The organism is Jannaschia formosa, from assembly GCF_003340555.1.
In the GTDB taxonomy this organism is placed as follows: Bacteria; Pseudomonadota; Alphaproteobacteria; order Rhodobacterales; family Rhodobacteraceae; genus Jannaschia; species Jannaschia formosa.
The window spans coordinates 25,679-41,004 of the sequence record NZ_QPLJ01000008.1 but is presented as its reverse complement, the minus strand read 5'-3'; the positions used below and the strand labels follow the sequence as shown (position 1 = coordinate 41,004).

At 70.9% G+C, this 15,326-nt stretch carries 17 protein-coding genes; 8 read left to right on the top strand and 9 right to left on the bottom strand.

What is annotated here, in order from left to right:
• The first annotated feature begins 27 nt into the window (after positions 1 to 27).
• The 6 genes from lipB to DR046_RS10460 all read left to right on the top strand — a co-directional run bounded on the left by lipB (position 28) and on the right by DR046_RS10460 (position 5,858).
• The gene (gene lipB, locus DR046_RS10485; protein WP_115382335.1) at positions 28 to 678 is read left to right on the top strand and encodes a lipoyl(octanoyl) transferase LipB; all 651 of its coding nucleotides are present in this window, start codon (positions 28 to 30) and stop codon (positions 676 to 678) included.
• On the top strand, positions 675 to 1,835 hold the full coding sequence (locus DR046_RS10480; protein WP_135227288.1) for a hypothetical protein: 1,161 nt from the start codon (positions 675 to 677) through the stop codon (positions 1,833 to 1,835). The genes lipB and DR046_RS10480 overlap by 4 nt, the downstream gene beginning before the upstream one ends.
• 126 nt (positions 1,836 to 1,961) lie before the next feature.
• Positions 1,962 to 3,011: a type III polyketide synthase gene (locus DR046_RS10475; RefSeq protein ID WP_245190903.1), complete on the top strand. Its 1,050-nt coding sequence runs from the start codon at positions 1,962 to 1,964 to the stop codon at positions 3,009 to 3,011.
• 10 nt (positions 3,012 to 3,021) lie between these two features.
• A complete protein-coding gene (locus DR046_RS10470) occupies positions 3,022 to 3,507 on the top strand; it encodes an isoprenylcysteine carboxyl methyltransferase family protein (RefSeq protein ID WP_115382332.1) in 486 nt (161 codons plus the stop codon).
• Positions 3,508 to 3,657: 150 nt separating this feature from the next.
• Positions 3,658 to 5,331: a cytochrome c oxidase subunit I gene (locus DR046_RS10465; RefSeq protein WP_115382331.1), complete on the top strand. Its 1,674-nt coding sequence runs from the start codon at positions 3,658 to 3,660 to the stop codon at positions 5,329 to 5,331.
• A complete protein-coding gene (locus DR046_RS10460; RefSeq protein ID WP_115382330.1) occupies positions 5,331 to 5,858 on the top strand; it encodes a DUF2244 domain-containing protein in 528 nt (175 codons plus the stop codon). Before DR046_RS10465 ends, DR046_RS10460 begins: the two co-directional genes overlap by 1 nt.
• A 42-nt stretch (positions 5,859 to 5,900) precedes the next feature.
• Here DR046_RS10460 and modC read toward each other — a convergent pair whose 3' ends face one another.
• Genes modC through DR046_RS10435 form a run of 5 tightly spaced genes read right to left on the bottom strand, consistent with a single transcriptional unit; the run spans position 5,901 to position 9,393 of the window.
• A complete protein-coding gene (gene modC, locus DR046_RS10455; protein WP_306418042.1) occupies positions 5,901 to 6,953 on the bottom strand; it encodes a molybdenum ABC transporter ATP-binding protein in 1,053 nt (350 codons plus the stop codon).
• Positions 6,953 to 7,645: a molybdate ABC transporter permease subunit gene (modB, locus tag DR046_RS10450; protein WP_115382329.1), complete on the bottom strand. Its 693-nt coding sequence runs from the start codon at positions 7,643 to 7,645 to the stop codon at positions 6,953 to 6,955. Before modB ends, modC begins: the two co-directional genes overlap by 1 nt.
• Positions 7,642 to 8,388 carry a molybdate ABC transporter substrate-binding protein gene (modA, locus tag DR046_RS10445; protein WP_167767059.1) on the bottom strand — a complete coding sequence of 249 codons (747 nt, stop codon included), beginning with the start codon at positions 8,386 to 8,388 and terminating at the stop codon, positions 7,642 to 7,644. The genes modB and modA overlap by 4 nt, the downstream gene beginning before the upstream one ends.
• On the bottom strand, positions 8,378 to 9,001 hold the full coding sequence (locus DR046_RS10440; RefSeq protein ID WP_115382327.1) for an SDR family NAD(P)-dependent oxidoreductase: 624 nt from the start codon (positions 8,999 to 9,001) through the stop codon (positions 8,378 to 8,380). Before DR046_RS10440 ends, modA begins: the two co-directional genes overlap by 11 nt.
• Entirely contained in the window at positions 9,001 to 9,393 is a 393-nt protein-coding gene (locus tag DR046_RS10435) for a DUF1178 family protein (RefSeq protein ID WP_115382326.1), read from the bottom strand. Before DR046_RS10435 ends, DR046_RS10440 begins: the two co-directional genes overlap by 1 nt.
• A 90-nt stretch (positions 9,394 to 9,483) precedes the next feature.
• Between DR046_RS10435 and DR046_RS10430 the strand changes: the two genes are divergently transcribed.
• Both DR046_RS10430 and DR046_RS10425 read left to right on the top strand, forming a co-directional pair.
• Positions 9,484 to 9,984: a glutathione peroxidase gene (locus DR046_RS10430; protein ID WP_115382446.1), complete on the top strand. Its 501-nt coding sequence runs from the start codon at positions 9,484 to 9,486 to the stop codon at positions 9,982 to 9,984.
• Positions 9,985 to 9,986: 2 nt separating this feature from the next.
• Positions 9,987 to 11,126 carry an acetoin utilization protein AcuC gene (locus tag DR046_RS10425; protein ID WP_115382447.1) on the top strand — a complete coding sequence of 380 codons (1,140 nt, stop codon included), beginning with the start codon at positions 9,987 to 9,989 and terminating at the stop codon, positions 11,124 to 11,126.
• 94 nt (positions 11,127 to 11,220) lie between these two features.
• Here DR046_RS10425 and DR046_RS10420 read toward each other — a convergent pair whose 3' ends face one another.
• The 4 genes from DR046_RS10420 to DR046_RS10405 are packed head-to-tail and all read right to left on the bottom strand — an operon-like array spanning position 11,221 to position 15,310.
• Positions 11,221 to 12,177, bottom strand: coding sequence for a 2-hydroxyacid dehydrogenase (locus tag DR046_RS10420; RefSeq protein ID WP_115382325.1), 957 nt, complete (start codon positions 12,175 to 12,177; stop codon positions 11,221 to 11,223).
• Complete coding sequence (locus DR046_RS10415; RefSeq protein WP_115382324.1) at positions 12,170 to 13,018, bottom strand: fumarylacetoacetate hydrolase family protein; 849 nt, start codon at positions 13,016 to 13,018, stop codon at positions 12,170 to 12,172. The genes DR046_RS10420 and DR046_RS10415 overlap by 8 nt, the downstream gene beginning before the upstream one ends.
• A 19-nt stretch (positions 13,019 to 13,037) precedes the next feature.
• Positions 13,038 to 14,813 (bottom strand): IlvD/Edd family dehydratase, encoded by a 1,776-nt coding sequence (locus tag DR046_RS10410; protein ID WP_115382323.1) that lies wholly within the window; start codon positions 14,811 to 14,813, stop codon positions 13,038 to 13,040.
• 23 nt (positions 14,814 to 14,836) lie between these two features.
• Entirely contained in the window at positions 14,837 to 15,310 is a 474-nt protein-coding gene (locus tag DR046_RS10405; RefSeq protein ID WP_115382322.1) for a VOC family protein, read from the bottom strand.
• Positions 15,311 to 15,326: the final 16 nt, after the last annotated feature.

The following is a 15,326-nucleotide window of genomic DNA, read 5'->3' as shown; positions in this document are numbered from 1 at the left end:
CTCCGGGCGAGGCGTATCGAGCGGCCCATGGCCCCCGACTGGATCACCTCCGACGCACCCGTCCCCTACGAGACGGCCCTCGCCGAGATGGAGGCGCGCGTGGCCGGGATCCTCGCCGGCAGCGCCGCCGAGGCGCTCTGGCTGCTGGAGCATCCGCCCCTCTACACCGCCGGGACCTCGGCGAACCCCGCCGATCTGCGCGACCCGGGCCGCTTCCCCGTGCATGTCGCGCGGCGCGGCGGGCAGTATACCTATCACGGGCCGGGCCAGCGCGTCGTCTACTGCATGCTCGACGTGGGCGCGCGCGGCCGCGACGTGCGCGCCTTCGTGGAGACGCTGGAGGCCTGGGTGATCGCCGCACTGGCCGAATTCGGCGTCCGGGGCGAGATCCGCCCGGGCCGCGTTGGCGTCTGGGTCCCCCGGCCCGACAAGCCGCCCCTGGCCGACGGCACCCCCCGCGAGGACAAGATCGCCGCCATCGGCATCCGCCTGCGCCGTTGGGTCAGCTTCCACGGCGTCTCGATCAATGTCGAGCCGGATCTCGGCCATTTCGACGGCATCGTGCCCTGCGGCATAACCGGCCACGGGGTCACCTCGCTGGTCGACCTGGGCCTGCCGGTGACGCTGCAGGACCTCGACGCGGCCCTGCAACGGACCTCGCCCTGGAGCGCGGCGTGAGTCAGCCCCCCCCTTCGGGAAAGCTGGCCGCGACCACGCCGCCGCGGATGGTCCTGCATCTCGGCGCTCCGAAATGCGGCTCCTCCTCGGTGCAGGCCGCGCTCTCCCGGCAACCGGAGCTTCGGGCGCGCGACGGGCGGCGGCTCGCCTATATCTGCGCCACGACCGACGGCGTGCTGGCGGGCGAGGTCCTGCGGGAGAACGCGGCGCGCTCCGCCTTCGGCTATGCCGCCACGCCGAACCTGCGCGCGGATGTCGCCGCGCCGGTGCTCGCACATCTGGAAGCCGGCGCGCGAGACCTGATCGCCCGGGGCGTGGTTCCGATCCTTTCGTCCGAGGGCTGGCTGATGCAGGCCAATCGCTTCCGGAAGTCCGGCGTGCTGGAACGGCTTGGCGGCGGGGTGCATGTCGTCTTCGCCGTCCGTCCGCCGATCGACTGGCTCAACGCGGCCTGGTGGCAATGGGGCGCCTGGTCGGATGTGTCCTGCGATCGGTTCCTTGCCAGGAACCTCGCGCATGTCCGCTGGCCGAAGCTGGCGGCGGACTGGGCCGCGGTGCCGGGGGTGACGGCCGTGCATCTGCGACTGGCCGACGGGGACGCGGTTCGCGGCCTGTTCGACCTTCTGGACGTGCCGCCGCCCGAGACGCCGCCGGTCAACACGAGCCTGCCGCCCGACCTGCTGTCCTTCCTGCTGCGCAACCGATACCTCCGCCCCGGCCCCTCCTCCCCGGAGATCGAGTTCCGGCTGGCCCGCGCCCTGGCCACGGCGCCCCGCCGGGAGGGGCTGACGCCGCTCTGGGCGCTCTCCCCCGCACAAGCGGAAGAGTCGTGGAAGGCGTTGCGTTTCCATCCTCGCCAGCTCGGCCCCCTTCTGCCCAAGGCGGACCGGGACAGGATGCGCGGCGATCCCAGATGGTTCGGGCCGGCCGCCTATGCCGGGCGCGCGCCCTGCCTGCCCGACGCTTTCGAGGCGCCGGAGGCGCTGACAAGCCTGCACGACTGGTTGGCCGATGCCGCCGGGGCGCCCCTCGCGGCCGCGCCCTTCGCCGGTCCGGGCGACGCCGACGCGGCGATCAGGTCCCTGGTCCTCCGCCTCGCCTCTCCGCCCGCGCGGCGGCCGGGCGGGCTCCTCGACCGGCTGCGGCGCGGTCGCTAGCCCGCACCGCGCGTGGCGAAACCGCCACCGGATCACGCGCATGTGCGCCTGCGTCGCGCTTGCCGACGGGACCGCTCCGCCTAGGTCGCGCGTTCACCGTGTGACCGCAACCGGGAGGCGAAGCGCGTGAACGTTCAGATGCATGGCCTCGCCACCGCCACGGCGCCCCACGACCTGCCGCAGCGCGCCGTCTCGGAGCGGGCGGAGCGGATCCTCGGCCCGCGCTACCCGCACTTCGCCCGCCTGCTCGCCAGCTTCGCCCAGGCCGGGATCGACCGGCGCCAGTCCGTCGCCCCGCTCGACTGGTTCGACGACGCCGCCCATGGCTGGGAGGAGCGCAACCGCATCTGGCATGCGGGCTGCGTCGCTCTGTTCCGGGAAGCGGCGGGGGCCGCGCTGGCCGATGCCGGATGGCGCGCCGACGAGGTCGATGTGATCGTGACCGTCACCTCCACCGGGATCGCCACGCCCACGCTGGAAGCGGTCTGCCAGGACGAGATGGGTTTCCGCCGCGACGTCACCCGGGTGCCGGTCTTCGGGCTGGGCTGCGCAGGCGGCGCCTCGGGCCTGTCGATCGCGGCACAGCTCGCGCGCGGGCAACCGGGCGCGCGGGTGCTGGCCGTCGTGGCCGAGGCCTGCACCCCCTCCTTCCGCACCGACCGGCTGAGCAAGGCCGACATCATCGCGACCGTCCTCTTCGGCGACGGGGCGGCGGCCTGCTGCCTCAGCACCGAAGGCGAGGCCGCGATCTCGCTGGAGCCGGGCGCGCAGCATATCTGGCCCGACACGCTGGGCATCATGGGCTGGGACGTGGACGGGACCGGGCTGGGCGTCGTCTTCGACCGCTCGATCCCCGCCTTCGCCGAGGCGCACATGGCGGAGGCCGCCGACGCCGCCTGCGCCTCGATGGGTCGTGCGCGGGAGGAGTTCGACGGCATGGTCTGCCATCCCGGCGGCGCGAAGGTCATCACCGCGCTCGAGACCGGGCTGGGCCTCCGGCAGGGCAGCCTCGATGTCGAACGCAATGTCCTTCGCGACCACGGCAACATGAGCGCACCAACCGTGCTCTTCGTGCTGAAGGCGGCCCGCCAAGCCGGGCGGCAGGGGCGGATGCTGATGGCGGCGTTGGGGCCGGGCTTCACCGCCTCCTTCGTTCCGCTGGAGATGGCGGCATGAGGGGGGCGACATGACCGGCGCGATCCTCTTCCTCGCTTTCGTGATCGTCCAGCGGCTGGGAGAGCTGGCACTGGCGCGGCGCAACACGCGCCGTTTGCTGGAGGCGGGCGCGGTGGAGCATGGCGCGGGGCACTACCCGGCGATCGTGGCGCTTCATACCGCCTGGATCGGCGCGATGGTGGTCCTCGGCTGGGACGAGACGCTCCATCTCGGCTGGCTTGCCGCGTTCACGCTGCTGCAGGGCTTTCGGCTCTGGGTGCTCGTCACGCTGGGCCCTCGCTGGACGACGCGCATCATCGTCGCCGCGGGACCGCTGGTCGCGACAGGGCCGTTCCGCTACCTGCGGCATCCGAACTATGCCGTCGTCGTAGCCGAGATCGCGGTGGCGCCGCTGGTGCTGGGCCTGCCCTGGGTGGCGCTGGTCTTCTCGGTGCTGAACGCCGCGCTGCTGGGGCTGGTGCGCATCCCGGCCGAGAACCGGGCCCTGCGCGGCTGACCCCGCGGCGCGAGGCTGCGACGATTTTCCTGACCGGTGGGGCCTGTTGCCGCGTTGCCCCCGCCCTCGCCTGCGGCTAATCAGGCGCCCGAGCGTGCACGGCGGGATTCCGTCCCGCCCGCAGAACGACCACTTATCGGGAGCGACCAGATGGCAGACGCCGCCGTTTCGGGACACGATCACCACGAGAAGCCCGGCTTCTTCACGCGGTGGTTCATGTCCACGAACCACAAGGATATCGGGATCCTCTATCTCTGGGTCTCGGGCCTCGCCGGGTTCATCTCGGTAGGCTTCACCGTTTACATGCGCCTGGAGCTCATGGACCCCGGCGTGCAGTACATGTGCCTCGAAGGGGCGCGCCTGCTCGCCGCCGCCGCAGGCGAATGCACGCCCAACGGCCATCTCTGGAACGTGCTCGTCACCGGTCACGGCATCCTGATGATGTTCTTCGTCGTCATCCCGGCCCTGTTCGGTGGCTTCGGCAACTACTTCATGCCGCTGCATATCGGCGCGCCGGACATGGCGTTCCCGCGTCTCAACAACCTCAGCTTCTGGCTGTTCACCGCCGGCACCTCGCTCGCGGTGCTGTCGGTGTTCCTGCCCGGCGGCAACGGCCAGATGGGATCGGGCATCGGCTGGGTGCTCTACCCGCCGCTCTCGACGACCGAGGCGGGCTTTTCGACCGATATCGCGATCTTCGCGGTCCACGTGTCGGGCGCGTCCTCGATCCTGGGCGCGATCAACATCATCACGACCTTCCTCAACATGCGCGCTCCGGGCATGACGCTGCACAAGGTGCCGCTCTTCGCCTGGTCGATCTTCGTGACCGCCTGGCTGATCCTGCTGGCCCTGCCGGTGCTGGCCGGCGCGATCACCATGCTGCTGACGGACCGCAACTTCGGGACGACCTTCTTCGACCCGGCGGGCGGCGGCGACCCGGTGCTCTACCAGCACATCCTGTGGTTCTTCGGCCACCCGGAGGTCTACATCGTCATCCTGCCGGCCTTCGGCATCATCAGCCACGTCGTGGCGACCTTCTCGAAGAAGCCGATCTTCGGCTACCTGCCGATGGTCTACGCCATGGTGGCGATCGGCGCGCTGGGCTTCGTCGTCTGGGCGCACCACATGTACACGGTGGGCATGTCGCTGACGCAGCAGGCCTACTTCATGGTGGCGACCATGATCATCGCGGTGCCCACGGGCGTGAAGATCTTCTCGTGGATCGCGACGATGTGGGGCGGCTCGCTCACCTTCAGGACGCCGATGCTGTTCGCGATCGGGTTCATCTTCCTCTTCACCGTGGGCGGCGTGACCGGGATCGTCCTGAGCCAGGCCGGCATCGACCGGGTCTATCACGACACCTACTACGTCGTGGCGCATTTCCACTACGTGATGAGCCTCGGCGCCGTGTTCGGCATCTTCGCCGGCATCTACTACTGGATCGGCAAGATGTCGGGCCGGCAGTACCCGGAATGGGCGGGCAAGCTGCACTTCTGGGCCTTCTTCATCGGCGCCAACCTGACCTTCTTCCCGCAGCACTTCCTGGGCCGCCAGGGCATGCCCCGCCGCTACATCGACTATCCCGACGCCTTCGCGTTCTGGAACGCCGTGTCGAGCTGGGGCGCGTTCCTGTCCTTCGCCTCGTTCCTGTTCTTCATCGGGATCGTCTTCTACACGATCTTCGCGGGCAAGCGCGTCACCGATCAGGCCTACTGGGGCGAGCACGCGGACACGCTGGAATGGACCCTGCCCAACCCGCCGCCGGAGCACACGTTCGAGCAGCTGCCGACGCGCGAGGTCTGGGACCGGCACGCGCATCACTGATGCCGATCCGGGTCATCACCGATCTGACGGAGGCCCCGGCATCGCCCGGGGCCTCTGAGTCTCCACTGCTGGCCATCGAGCTCTGGCCGCACCAGTCGCTGACGCCGCAGGGCTTCGTCGTGATGATCGGCGCCACCTTCGCGATGCTGATGGTGCCGCTGATCGGGCTGATCGGGACCGCCGTGCTGTGGGGCGTGCTGCCCTTCATGATGCTCGTGCTCGGCGCGCTCTGGTACGGGCTCAAGCGATCCTGGCGGGACCGCGACATCCTGGAGCGGTTCGAGCTTTCGGCGCAGTGCGCCCGCCTGACGCGCCGGGACCCCGACGGCTCCACCCGCGACTGGGAGGCGAACACGCTCTGGCTGAGGGTCGAGCGGCACGACCGGGTCGGGACGGTCGAGGACTACCTGACGCTGCTCGGCGGCTCGCGCCCGGTCGAGATCGGCGCCTTCCTCACCCCGGAGGAGCGGCGCGGGCTGGAACGTCGCCTGCTGAACGCGCTGGGCGTCGTGAAGCTGGGCGTCTGAGGCGAAGGGCGGCCTGCGGTCGACCGGGGGCGGATCCCGGCCTCAGCGTCCGACGTCCATCCGGGACACGCCGCTGGTCTTGAGCACCGCCCAGACATCCTGCCCCTCGGCCAGCCCCATCTCCTCGACGGACCGGCGGGTCAGCCGGGCCAGCAGCCGCCCTTCGCCCGCATCGAGCCGCAGCATCACGCCCGGCCCCTGCCCGCCGCGCAGCGCGGCGATCCGGCAGGGAAGGACGTTGCGCGCCGACAGCCCCTCGGGCCGCCGCGTCGCGACGATCACGTCCTCGGCGCGGATGCGGACCCGCACCTTGCCGCCGGGCGGCGCCTCGACCCCTGCGACCTCGAGGCGGCCGAGGGCGGTGTCGAGCCGCAGGAGCCCCGCCTCCGAACCGGCCACGACCCCCTCGATCAGCGCGCCCGCCTGGTCGGGCCCGAGCAGCGCCGCGACCTCCGGGTCCGAGAGCAGATCGCCGACCGGGCCTTGCGCGACCACCTTGCCGTCGCGCAGCAGGACCAGCGTCGTCGCGAGGCGCGCGACCTCCTCGATGGCGTGCGAGATGTAGAGGATCGGGGTTCCCGTGTCCCGCAACCGCTCCAGATAGGGCAGGATCGCCGCCCGGCGGCGGCGGTCGAGCGCGGCCAGCGGCTCGTCGAGGATCAGCAGCTTCGGGGCCCGCAGCAGCGCCCGGCCCAGCGCGACGCGCGCGGCCTCGCCCCCCGACAGGCCCGCCGGACGCCGCGCCAGAAGCGGCGCGATGTCGAGCATCCGGGCTACCGCGCCGGGATCGGTGCCCTTCGGCGCGCCGTAGAGAAGGTTGGCGCGCACGTCGAGATGGGGGAAGAGCCGCGGCTCCTGAAAGACGTAGCCGATGCCGCGCCGATGCGGCGGCACGGCGCGCCCCGGACCGGTCAGCACGGTGCCGTCTAAGACGATCTGTCCCGCATCGGGCCGCTCCAGCCCGGCGACGCAGCGGGCCAGCGTCGTCTTTCCGGCGCCGGAGGGGCCGAAGATCGCGGTCACGCCGGACGCCGCCTCCAGCGCCACGTCGAGGGTGAAGCCCCCCACCCGCCGGGTGATCGCGAGCTCCAGCATCAGCGGCCGGCGATGCGCGCAGCGACGCGCGGCGCAAGCCAGTTGGAGACCAGCACCGCGCCCACCGCCACCGTCACCGCGATGCCGACCAGCCCCGCCAGCGCCGGCTCCGCCCCGGGCACCTGCAGGAAGGCGTAGATCGCCGCAGGCAGCGTGCGCGTCTCGCCGGGGATCGAGGCGACGAAGGTGATCGTCGCGCCGAACTCGCCGAAGGCCTTGGCGAAGCCCAGCGTCGCGCCCGCCAGCAGGCCGGGCGCGATCAGCGGCAGGGTCACCGTGCGCCAGACCCGGAATGGAGAGGAGCCGAGCGTCGAGGCGGCTTCCTCCAGCTTCGGGTCGACGGCCTCGATGGCAAGGCGGATCGCGCGGACGATCAGCGGGAAGGCCATGATCCCGGCGGCCAGCGCCGCCCCCGTCCAGCGGAAGGCGAGGCCGAGGCCCAGCGGCTCCAGCACGGCGCCGAGGGGGCCGGCGCGCGAGAACAGCAGCAGAAGCGCGAAGCCCGTCACCACCGGCGGCAGGACGAGCGGCAGGTGCACCAGCGCGTCGAGCAGCCAGCGCCCCCGGAACCGCCCCCGCGCCAGCAGATGCGCGACCCAGAGCGCCGGCGGCATCGCCGCCAGCGTCGCCACCAGCGAGACGCGCAGCGACAGCGTGAGCGCCTCCCAGGCCTCGGGCGGAAGGTCGATCACCCGGCGGGCCGGGGGGCGAATCCATGCCGGGCGAAGACCGCCTCGGCCTCGGCCACGGATCGCAGGAACGCCTCCGCCCCCGGACGCGCGCCGCGCAGGACGGCTCCGGGATAGACGATCGGCTGATGGGCCGTCTGCGGGATGCGCGCGACCTCGGCCACGCCGGACCCGACGGCGTCGGAAGCGTAGACCAAGCCCAGCGCCACGTCGCCGCGCGCGACAAAGGCGAGCGCGGCGCGCACGTTCTCGGCCAGGATGGCGCGGGACTGAAGGCTGGTCCAGAAGCCCAGCGTCTCCAGCGCCTGCTGCCCGTAGCGCCCTGCGGGGACCGAGACGGGGTCGCCCATCGCGAAGCGCCCGCCTTCGAGCCGCGCCTCGATCGCCTCCAGCGTCAGGTCGAGCGGCGCGGCATCCGGCGGTCCGGCCAGGATCAGCCGGTTGCTGGCGATGACCGTCGGTTCGCCCTGCAACACGCCCTGCCCCGCCAGCCAGTCCATCCAATCGACCGCCGCAAGCAGGATCACGTCCGCCGGAGCGCCGGCGGCGGCCTGCCGCGCGACCGTGCCGCTGCCGCCGTAGGAAATTGCAACCGGCTCCGGCCAGACGGACGCGATCTCGTCGAGGGCGGGCTTCAGGGACGCCGCCGCCAGCACCGTGAGCGGCGATTGCGCCCGAAGCGGCCCGGTCAGGGCGAGGGCCAGACCCGCCCCCAGCAGCGCGCGGCGGGTGACGCTACACCGCATGGGCGCGGCCATCCCAAGTTGCGGACTCCCCGGTCGACCCGAGCGTCAGGGCCTCGAACCGGTCCCAGAGGCCGCGCGCCGATTCCCCGGGCGAGATCGCGGCAGCCCCGCCGCCCATGTCGGTGCGGACCCAGCCGGGATGGTAGACGCCCACCGCGATGCCCTCGGCCCGCAGCCCGGCGGCGAGGTTCAGTGCCAGGTTCACGGCCGCCGCCTTGGAGGCGCGATAGGCCAGCGCCCCGCCGTTCACCTTCTGCGAGGAGCCCATCTGCGACGAGATCACCGCGATCCGCCCGCCCCGCGAGAGGTTCGGAAGCTGCGCCTGGACCGTCAAAGCCACGCCCGTGACGTTGGTCGCGAAGCTCTCCGTCAACTGCGCCGCCGTGACCGAGCGGATGTCGCAGCCGCGGTCGACGAAAACGCCCGCGTTGCAGACCAGAAGGTCGAGCGGGCCGGTCGTCTGGGCCAGGCGCGCCTGCGCCTCCGGATCGGTCACGTCGAGCGCGTTCTCGCCCTCGCGGGTCGTGCCGACGACCTCGTGCCCTCGCGCGCGTCCCTCGGCCAGAAGCGCCGCGCCGATCCCGCGCGAGGCGCCGGTCACGAGCGCCCGCATCAGTTGGTCCGGGCTTTCGGCAGGAAGGGCAGCGGTGCGACCGGGATGCCATCGGCGATGAGCTCTCGCGCCTCGGCGGCATTGGCCTCGCCGTAGATCGGCCGGCTCTCGCCCGCCTCGTGGATCGCGCGGGCCTCGGCGGCGAAGCGCGGCCCGACATAGGTCGCCTCGGCCTCGACCTTGCGGCGCAGCTCGGCGATCTTCCTCTCCATCTCGGTGGGTGCGGCGCGCGGCGCGACCTTGGGCGCCATCAGCGCCTTCGACACGTCCTCCACGCCGCAGACCGCGCAGCTGACGAGGCGCTTGGCCGACAGCGCGTCATAGGCGTCCGCCGAGGCGAACCAGCTCTCGAAGTCGTGGCCTTCCTTGCAGCGCAGCGCGTAGCGGATCATCCCGGGCTCCTTTCGATCTTGCTAATCTAGGCTCTCGGCGGACGGGTGCAATCCGCTTGAACCGCGGCGGGCGACGCCTAGTTGCGGCTGATGATCAGATGGATCGCCCCGCTCCTGTTCGCCCTGCCCGTCCAGGCCTTCGAGTTCGAGGCGCTGGAGGGCGGGACGCTCGACCTCGACGAGATGCGGGGCCGCGCGGTGCTGGTCGTGAATACCGCCTCGCTCTGCGGCTTCACGGACCAGTATGCCGACCTCCAGACCCTGCACGAGGAATACGGGCCGCGCGGCCTGACCGTGATCGGCGTCCCCTCGGACGAGTTCCGGCAGGAGCTTGGCAGCGAGGCCGACGTAGCCGAGTTCTGCGAAGTGAATTACGGCCTGACCCTGCCGCTGACGACGATCACCGATCTGCGCGGCTCGGATGCCCACCCGTTCTATCGCTGGCTGGCCGAGCAGGGCGCGGTGCCGCGCTGGAACTTCAACAAGGCCCTTCTCGACACCCGAGGCGCGCTGGTCGCGTTCGAGGGCGCGGGGACGCGTCCCACCGATCCGAAGATGCGCCGCGCCATCGAGGCCGTGCTGCCGGAGTGAGCCTGGCGGGGCCGCTCTTCCTCGGGTCCGAGATCTATCGCGGCTCCTCCTACGGGCGCTGGCATCCGCTGCGCGTCCCGCGGGTCTCGACGGTCATGGACCTGTGCCGGGCGCTGGGCTGGATGCCGCCGGAGCGGTTCCGCGTCTCGCCCCGGGCCAAGCCCGCGGCGCTGACGGTCTGGCACACGCCGGACTACGTGGCCGCCCTGCAGCAGGCAGAGGAGACGGGCACGGTGGACGATCTGACCCGCGACCGCCACGGGCTCGGCACCGGCTCCAACCCGGTGTTCCCCGAGATGTATCGCCGCCCTGCCACTGGCGCGGGCGCCTCTCTCCTGGCAGGGGAGCTGCTGGCGCAGGGCGGCGTCATCCACAACCCGGGCGGCGGCACCCATCACGGAATGCCCGACCGCGCCTCCGGCTTCTGCTACCTGAACGACGCCGTTCTGGGCATCCTGTCGCTGCGGCGGTCGGGGGCCACGCGCATCGCCTATGTCGACATCGACGCGCACCACATGGACGGGGTGGAGCATGCCTTCGCCCGCGACCCGGACACGCTGCTGATCTCGACCCATGAGGAGAAGCGCTGGCCCTTCACCGGCGCGCTGCAGGATGCGGGGCTGGGCCAGGTGTTCAACCTGCCCCTGCCCCGCGGCCTGAACGACAGCGAGTTCGCGCTGGCCCGCGACCGGGTGATCCTGCCCGCCGTGGAGGCCTTCGCGCCGGACGCCATCGTCCTGCAATGCGGGGCGGATGCGGTGGAGGAGGACCCGCTGTCGCGGCTCGCCCTGTCGAACGGCGCCCACTGGGCCGTGCTGCGGGCACTGCTGCCGCTGGCGCCGCGGGTGCTGGTGCTGGGCGGGGGCGGCTACAACCCCTGGACGGTCGGACGGCTCTGGGCGGGGAACTGGGCGATCTGCTCGGGGCAGGAGATCCCGGACCGCCTGCCGTCCGAGGCGGAGGCCGTGCTGCGGGCGCTCCGCTTCGAGGGCAACTCGCGCGGGAGGAACCCGCGCGAGGGACTCTTCACCTCGCTCGCCGATCCGCCGCGCCCGGGACCGGTGCGCGGCGAGGTGCTCGACCGGGTGCGCCAACTTGCGGCGCGGATCGGGGCGATGCCCGGAGCGCGGCGCGTGGTCTGAGGGGTGGAGGGGGGCTCTGCCCCCCGCCTTCGGCTCCCCCCGGCATATTTCCGGAGCATCGAAGGAGGGGCGCCCCGTTAACCTTAACAGGCGGTCAAAGATGACGGCATTCGGGGACCGCGGTTACGACGGTGCCGTCGTTCAGCCATTGCACGAGGTTCTCGACCACGAGGTCGCCCATCGCCTGCCGCGTCTCAACGGTGGCCGAGGCGACATGCGGCGTGAGAACGACGTTCTTCATTCGCTTCAGCGCGTCCGGGATCTTCGGCTCCTCGGCGAAGACGTCGAGGCCCGCGCCCGCGATGGTGCCGTCCTCGAGCGCCGCGATCAGCGCCTGCTCGTCCACGACCGAGCCGCGGGCAAGGTTGAAGAACAGCCCGTCGGGGCCCAGAGCCCGCAGCACGTCGGCATTCACGAGATGCTTCGTCTCCGGCCCGCCGGGTGTGATCGCCACCAGCACCTCGACCGCGGCGGCGCAGGACTCGGCGGTCTCATGGTAGGTGTAGGGCACCTTCTTCTCGGTGCGGGAGTGATAGTGGATCTCGGCGTCGAAGGCCACGCAGCGCGCGGCGATCATCTCGCCGATCCGGCCGAGGCCCAGGATCCCGACCTTCCGGCGCATGACGGAGCGCGTCAGCGGGTAGTTGCCCTCGGCCTCCCACCGGCCGGAGCGGGCATGGTCGTCGGCGGGGATCAGCTCCCGGCTGACGGCGAGCCAGAGCATCAGGAAGGTGTTGGCCACCTCGTCCGAAAGCACGCCGGGCGTGTGGGCGATGAGGATCCCGCGCTCGGCGAAGGCCTCGGCGTCGATCGCGTCGTAGCCCACGCCGTAGCTCGACACGACCTTCAGGTTCGGCGTCGCGGCGGCGACGTCCTCGGGCACGCCCCAATGGCCGTTGGTCAGGATCGCGGGATACTCCGCGCCGTTCGCGGTCAGAAAGCCGGTCCGGTCCTCCTGATCGAACAGCACGTCGATATCGAAGAACTCGACCAGCGCCTCGCGCATCCGGTCGGTGATGGCCCCGATCTGGAGCAGCCGGACCTTAGCCATCCGCCCGCACCTCCTGGCGTTGCCTGCCGAGACCCTCGATCTCCAGCTCCATCACGTCGCCGGCCTTCAGGTAGACCGGCTCGGGCTTGATACCCATGCCGACCCCCGGAGGCGTGCCGGTCGAGATCACGTCGCCCGGATGCAGCGTCATCAGCTCCGACAGGTGGGCGATGCACTGAGCGACGGTGAAGATCATCGTCGAGGTATTTCCGGTCTGCATCCGCTTGCCGTTCACGTCGAGCCACATCGACAGCGCCTGGGGGTCCGGGACCTCGTCCCGGGTGACCAGCCAGGGGCCGGTCGGACCGAAGGTGTCGCAGGACTTGCCCTTGGTCCACTGGCCCGAGAGCCTGGTCTGGAAATGCCGCTCCGACACGTCGTTGATGGTGCAGTAGCCTGCGACGTGGTTCAGCGCGTCCGCCTCGGAGACGTATTTGCAGCGGGTGCCGATCACGACGCCCAGCTCGACCTCCCAGTCGGTATGGGTGGAACCGCGGGGCATCACCACGTCGTCGTTCGGACCGACGACGGCGCTGGTGGCCTTCTGGAAGAGGATGGGATGCTGGGGGATCTCGGCGCCGGTCTCCGCGGCGTGGTCGGAGTAGTTGAGGCCGATGCAGAGGAACTTGCCGATCCCGCCGACGCAGGGGCCGAGGCGGACGGGGCCTTCGACCTTGGGCAGGGTCATCGGGTCGAGCTTGCGCAGGATGTCGAGGCTCTTGTCGCTCAGGACCTCGTGGGCGATGTCGGCCACCTCCTGGCTCAGGTCGCGCAGGTCGCCATTGTGGTCGATCATGCCGGGCTTCTCGGCGCCGGGTGCGCCGAAGCGGATGAGCTTCATGTCGTAACTCCTTGCTGTCTCAGTGATTGTCGCGCGGCAGGCCGCGGCCCGCCACGTCGCGATAGGCGTCGGCGCCGCGCAGGGTCATGCCCCTGGACAGCGGCTCCACCCGGTCGCGGAAGATTTCCTGCCAGGGGGTCTGGCTCTCGGGCGTGAAGGGATGCTGCGGCAGGGCGCGGCGGCGCTCGGCCAGCTCGGCCTCGTCCACCAGCATGTCCGCGCTGGAGGTCTTGAGGTCGATCCGAATCCGGTCGCCGGTGCGCAGCAGCGCCAGCCCGCCGCCCGCCGCCGCCTCGGGCGAGGCGTTGAGGATGGAGGGCGAGCCCGAGGTGCCGGATTGCCGCCCGTCGCCGATGCAGGGCAGCGCGTGGATGTCGCGCTTGAGCAGGTAGGCGGGCGGACGCATGTTCACGACCTCGGCCGCGCCGGGATAGCCGATCGGCCCGGCGCCGCGCATGACGAGGATGCAGTTCTCGTCGATCCCGAGGCTTTCATCGTCGATCTTCGCGTGGAAATCCTCCGGGCCGTCGAAGACGACGGCGCGGCCCTCGAAGGCTTCCGGGTCGTCGGGGTTCGACAGGTAGCGGTCACGGAACTCCTTCGAGATGACGGAGGTCTTCATGATCGCGCTGTCGAAGAGGTTGCCCTTGAGGTTCAGGAAGCCCGCGTCCTTCATCATCGGCGCGTCCACAGGCAGGATGACGTCCGGCAGTTCGGAGGCGAGGCCCGTGCAGTTCTGACCGATGGTCCGTCCGTTCGCCGTCAGCGCGTCGGGATGCGGCAGCAGGTCGGCGGCAAGAAGCTGGCCGACCACCGCGGGCACGCCGCCGGCGTGGTAGTAGTCCTCGCCCAGATATTCGCCCGCGGGCTGCATGTTGGTGAGCAGCGGGATGTGATGGCCGAGCTTCTGCCAGTCGTCGTTGTCGAGCGGCACGCCCATGTGCCGCGCGATCGCGTTCAGATGGATCGGTGCGTTGGTCGACCCACCGATGGCGGAGTTGACGACGATGGCGTTCTCGAAGGCCGCGCGGGTCATGATGTCCGAGGGCCTGAGGTTCTCGCGGACCATCTCGACGATGCGCAGGCCGGTCTCGTAGCTGATCTGCCCGCGCTGGCGGTAGGGCGCCGGGATGGCCGCGCTGCCGGGGAGTTGCATGCCCAGCGCCTCGGCCAGCGAGTTCATCGTCGTGGCCGTGCCCATCGTGTTGCAATAGCCGACCGAGGGCGTGGAGGAGGCGACGATATCCATGAAGCCTGCATCGTCGATCTCTCCGGCGGCATGCATCTCGCGCGCCTTCCAGATGATCGTTCCCGACCCGGTGCGCTGGCCCTTGAACCAGCCGTTCAGCATCGGCCCGACGGAGAGCGCGATGGCCGGGATGTTGACCGTCGCCGCCGCCATCAGCAGCGCGGGCGTGGTCTTGTCGCAGCCGATGGTCAGGACGACCCCGTCGATCGGGTAGCCGTAGAGCGTCTCGGTCAGCGACAGGTAGGCGAGGTTGCGGTCGAGCGACGCTGTTGGTCTTTTCCCTGTCTCCTGAATGGGATGCACGGGGACCTGCAGCGGCAGGCCGCCGGCCGCGATGATGCCGTCGCGGACGCGCTTCTCCAGTTCCAGGTGGTGGCGGTTGCAGGGACTGAGGTCGCTGCCGGTCTGCGCGATGGCGATGATGGGCTTGGTTCCCTGCAACTCCTCCCGCGTCAGGCCGTAGTTCAGGTAGCGCTCCAGGTAGAGCGCGGTCATCTCGCGGTTGTCGGGGTTGTCGAACCACATGCGGGAGCGGAGCTTGGTCATTCGGTCGGTCCAGTCTGGATGCGTCAGGCGGCGAGGAACTCGCCGAGGTCGAAGCGGTCGTTGACGAGGATCAGGTTGCCATCGTCGTCGCGGGGCCAGTCCTCGCGGGGCCGGTCCCAGTAGATCTCGATGCCGTTGCCGTCGGGGTCGTCGAAGTAGAGCGCGACCGAGACGCCATGATCGGCATGGCCGTAGATATGGACGCCGTTGTCGCGCACGCGCCGGGCGATGGTCTTCAGGTCGTCCATCGTGGGATAGAGGAAGGCGGTGTGGAACAGGCCGCTATGCCCCCGGGGCGGAGGTCCGCCGGCGCTGTTCCAGTCGTTCAGGCCGATATGATGGTGATAACCGCCCGCGCCGAGGAAGGCCGCGCCCTTCATCCGGACCTGAAGCTCGAACCCCATCACGTCACGATAGAAGGCGATGGCGCGCTCCAGGTCCTTCACCCGCAGGTGGACATGGCCGATGCCGGTCGCGGCGGGGGCGGTGTAGGTCATCGCAATCCTCCCTCGA

Bases quoted from the DNA above. Each gene is read 5' to 3' on its own strand.
- DR046_RS10420 (WP_115382325.1), bottom strand. From the start codon at position 12,177: ATGGCTAAGGTCCGGCTGCTCCAGATCGGGGCCATCACCGACCGGATG.
- DR046_RS10435 (WP_115382326.1), bottom strand. From the start codon at position 9,393: ATGATCCGCTACGCGCTGCGCTGCAAGGAAGGCCACGACTTCGAGAGC.
- DR046_RS10440 (WP_115382327.1), bottom strand. From the start codon at position 9,001: ATGCGGGCGCTCGTGACCGGCGCCTCGCGCGGGATCGGCGCGGCGCTT.
- DR046_RS10460 (WP_115382330.1), top strand. From the start codon at position 5,331: ATGCCGATCCGGGTCATCACCGATCTGACGGAGGCCCCGGCATCGCCC.
- lipB (WP_115382335.1), top strand. From the start codon at position 28: ATGGCCCCCGACTGGATCACCTCCGACGCACCCGTCCCCTACGAGACG.
- DR046_RS10430 (WP_115382446.1), top strand. From the start codon at position 9,484: ATGATCAGATGGATCGCCCCGCTCCTGTTCGCCCTGCCCGTCCAGGCC.
- DR046_RS10415 (WP_115382324.1), bottom strand. From the start codon at position 13,018: ATGAAGCTCATCCGCTTCGGCGCACCCGGCGCCGAGAAGCCCGGCATG.
- DR046_RS10410 (WP_115382323.1), bottom strand. From the start codon at position 14,813: ATGACCAAGCTCCGCTCCCGCATGTGGTTCGACAACCCCGACAACCGC.
- modA (WP_167767059.1), bottom strand. From the start codon at position 8,388: ATGCGGTGTAGCGTCACCCGCCGCGCGCTGCTGGGGGCGGGTCTGGCC.
- DR046_RS10470 (WP_115382332.1), top strand. From the start codon at position 3,022: ATGACCGGCGCGATCCTCTTCCTCGCTTTCGTGATCGTCCAGCGGCTG.
- DR046_RS10465 (WP_115382331.1), top strand. From the start codon at position 3,658: ATGGCAGACGCCGCCGTTTCGGGACACGATCACCACGAGAAGCCCGGC.
- modC (WP_306418042.1), bottom strand. From the start codon at position 6,953: ATGCTGGAGCTCGCGATCACCCGGCGGGTGGGGGGCTTCACCCTCGAC.
- DR046_RS10405 (WP_115382322.1), bottom strand. From the start codon at position 15,310: ATGACCTACACCGCCCCCGCCGCGACCGGCATCGGCCATGTCCACCTG.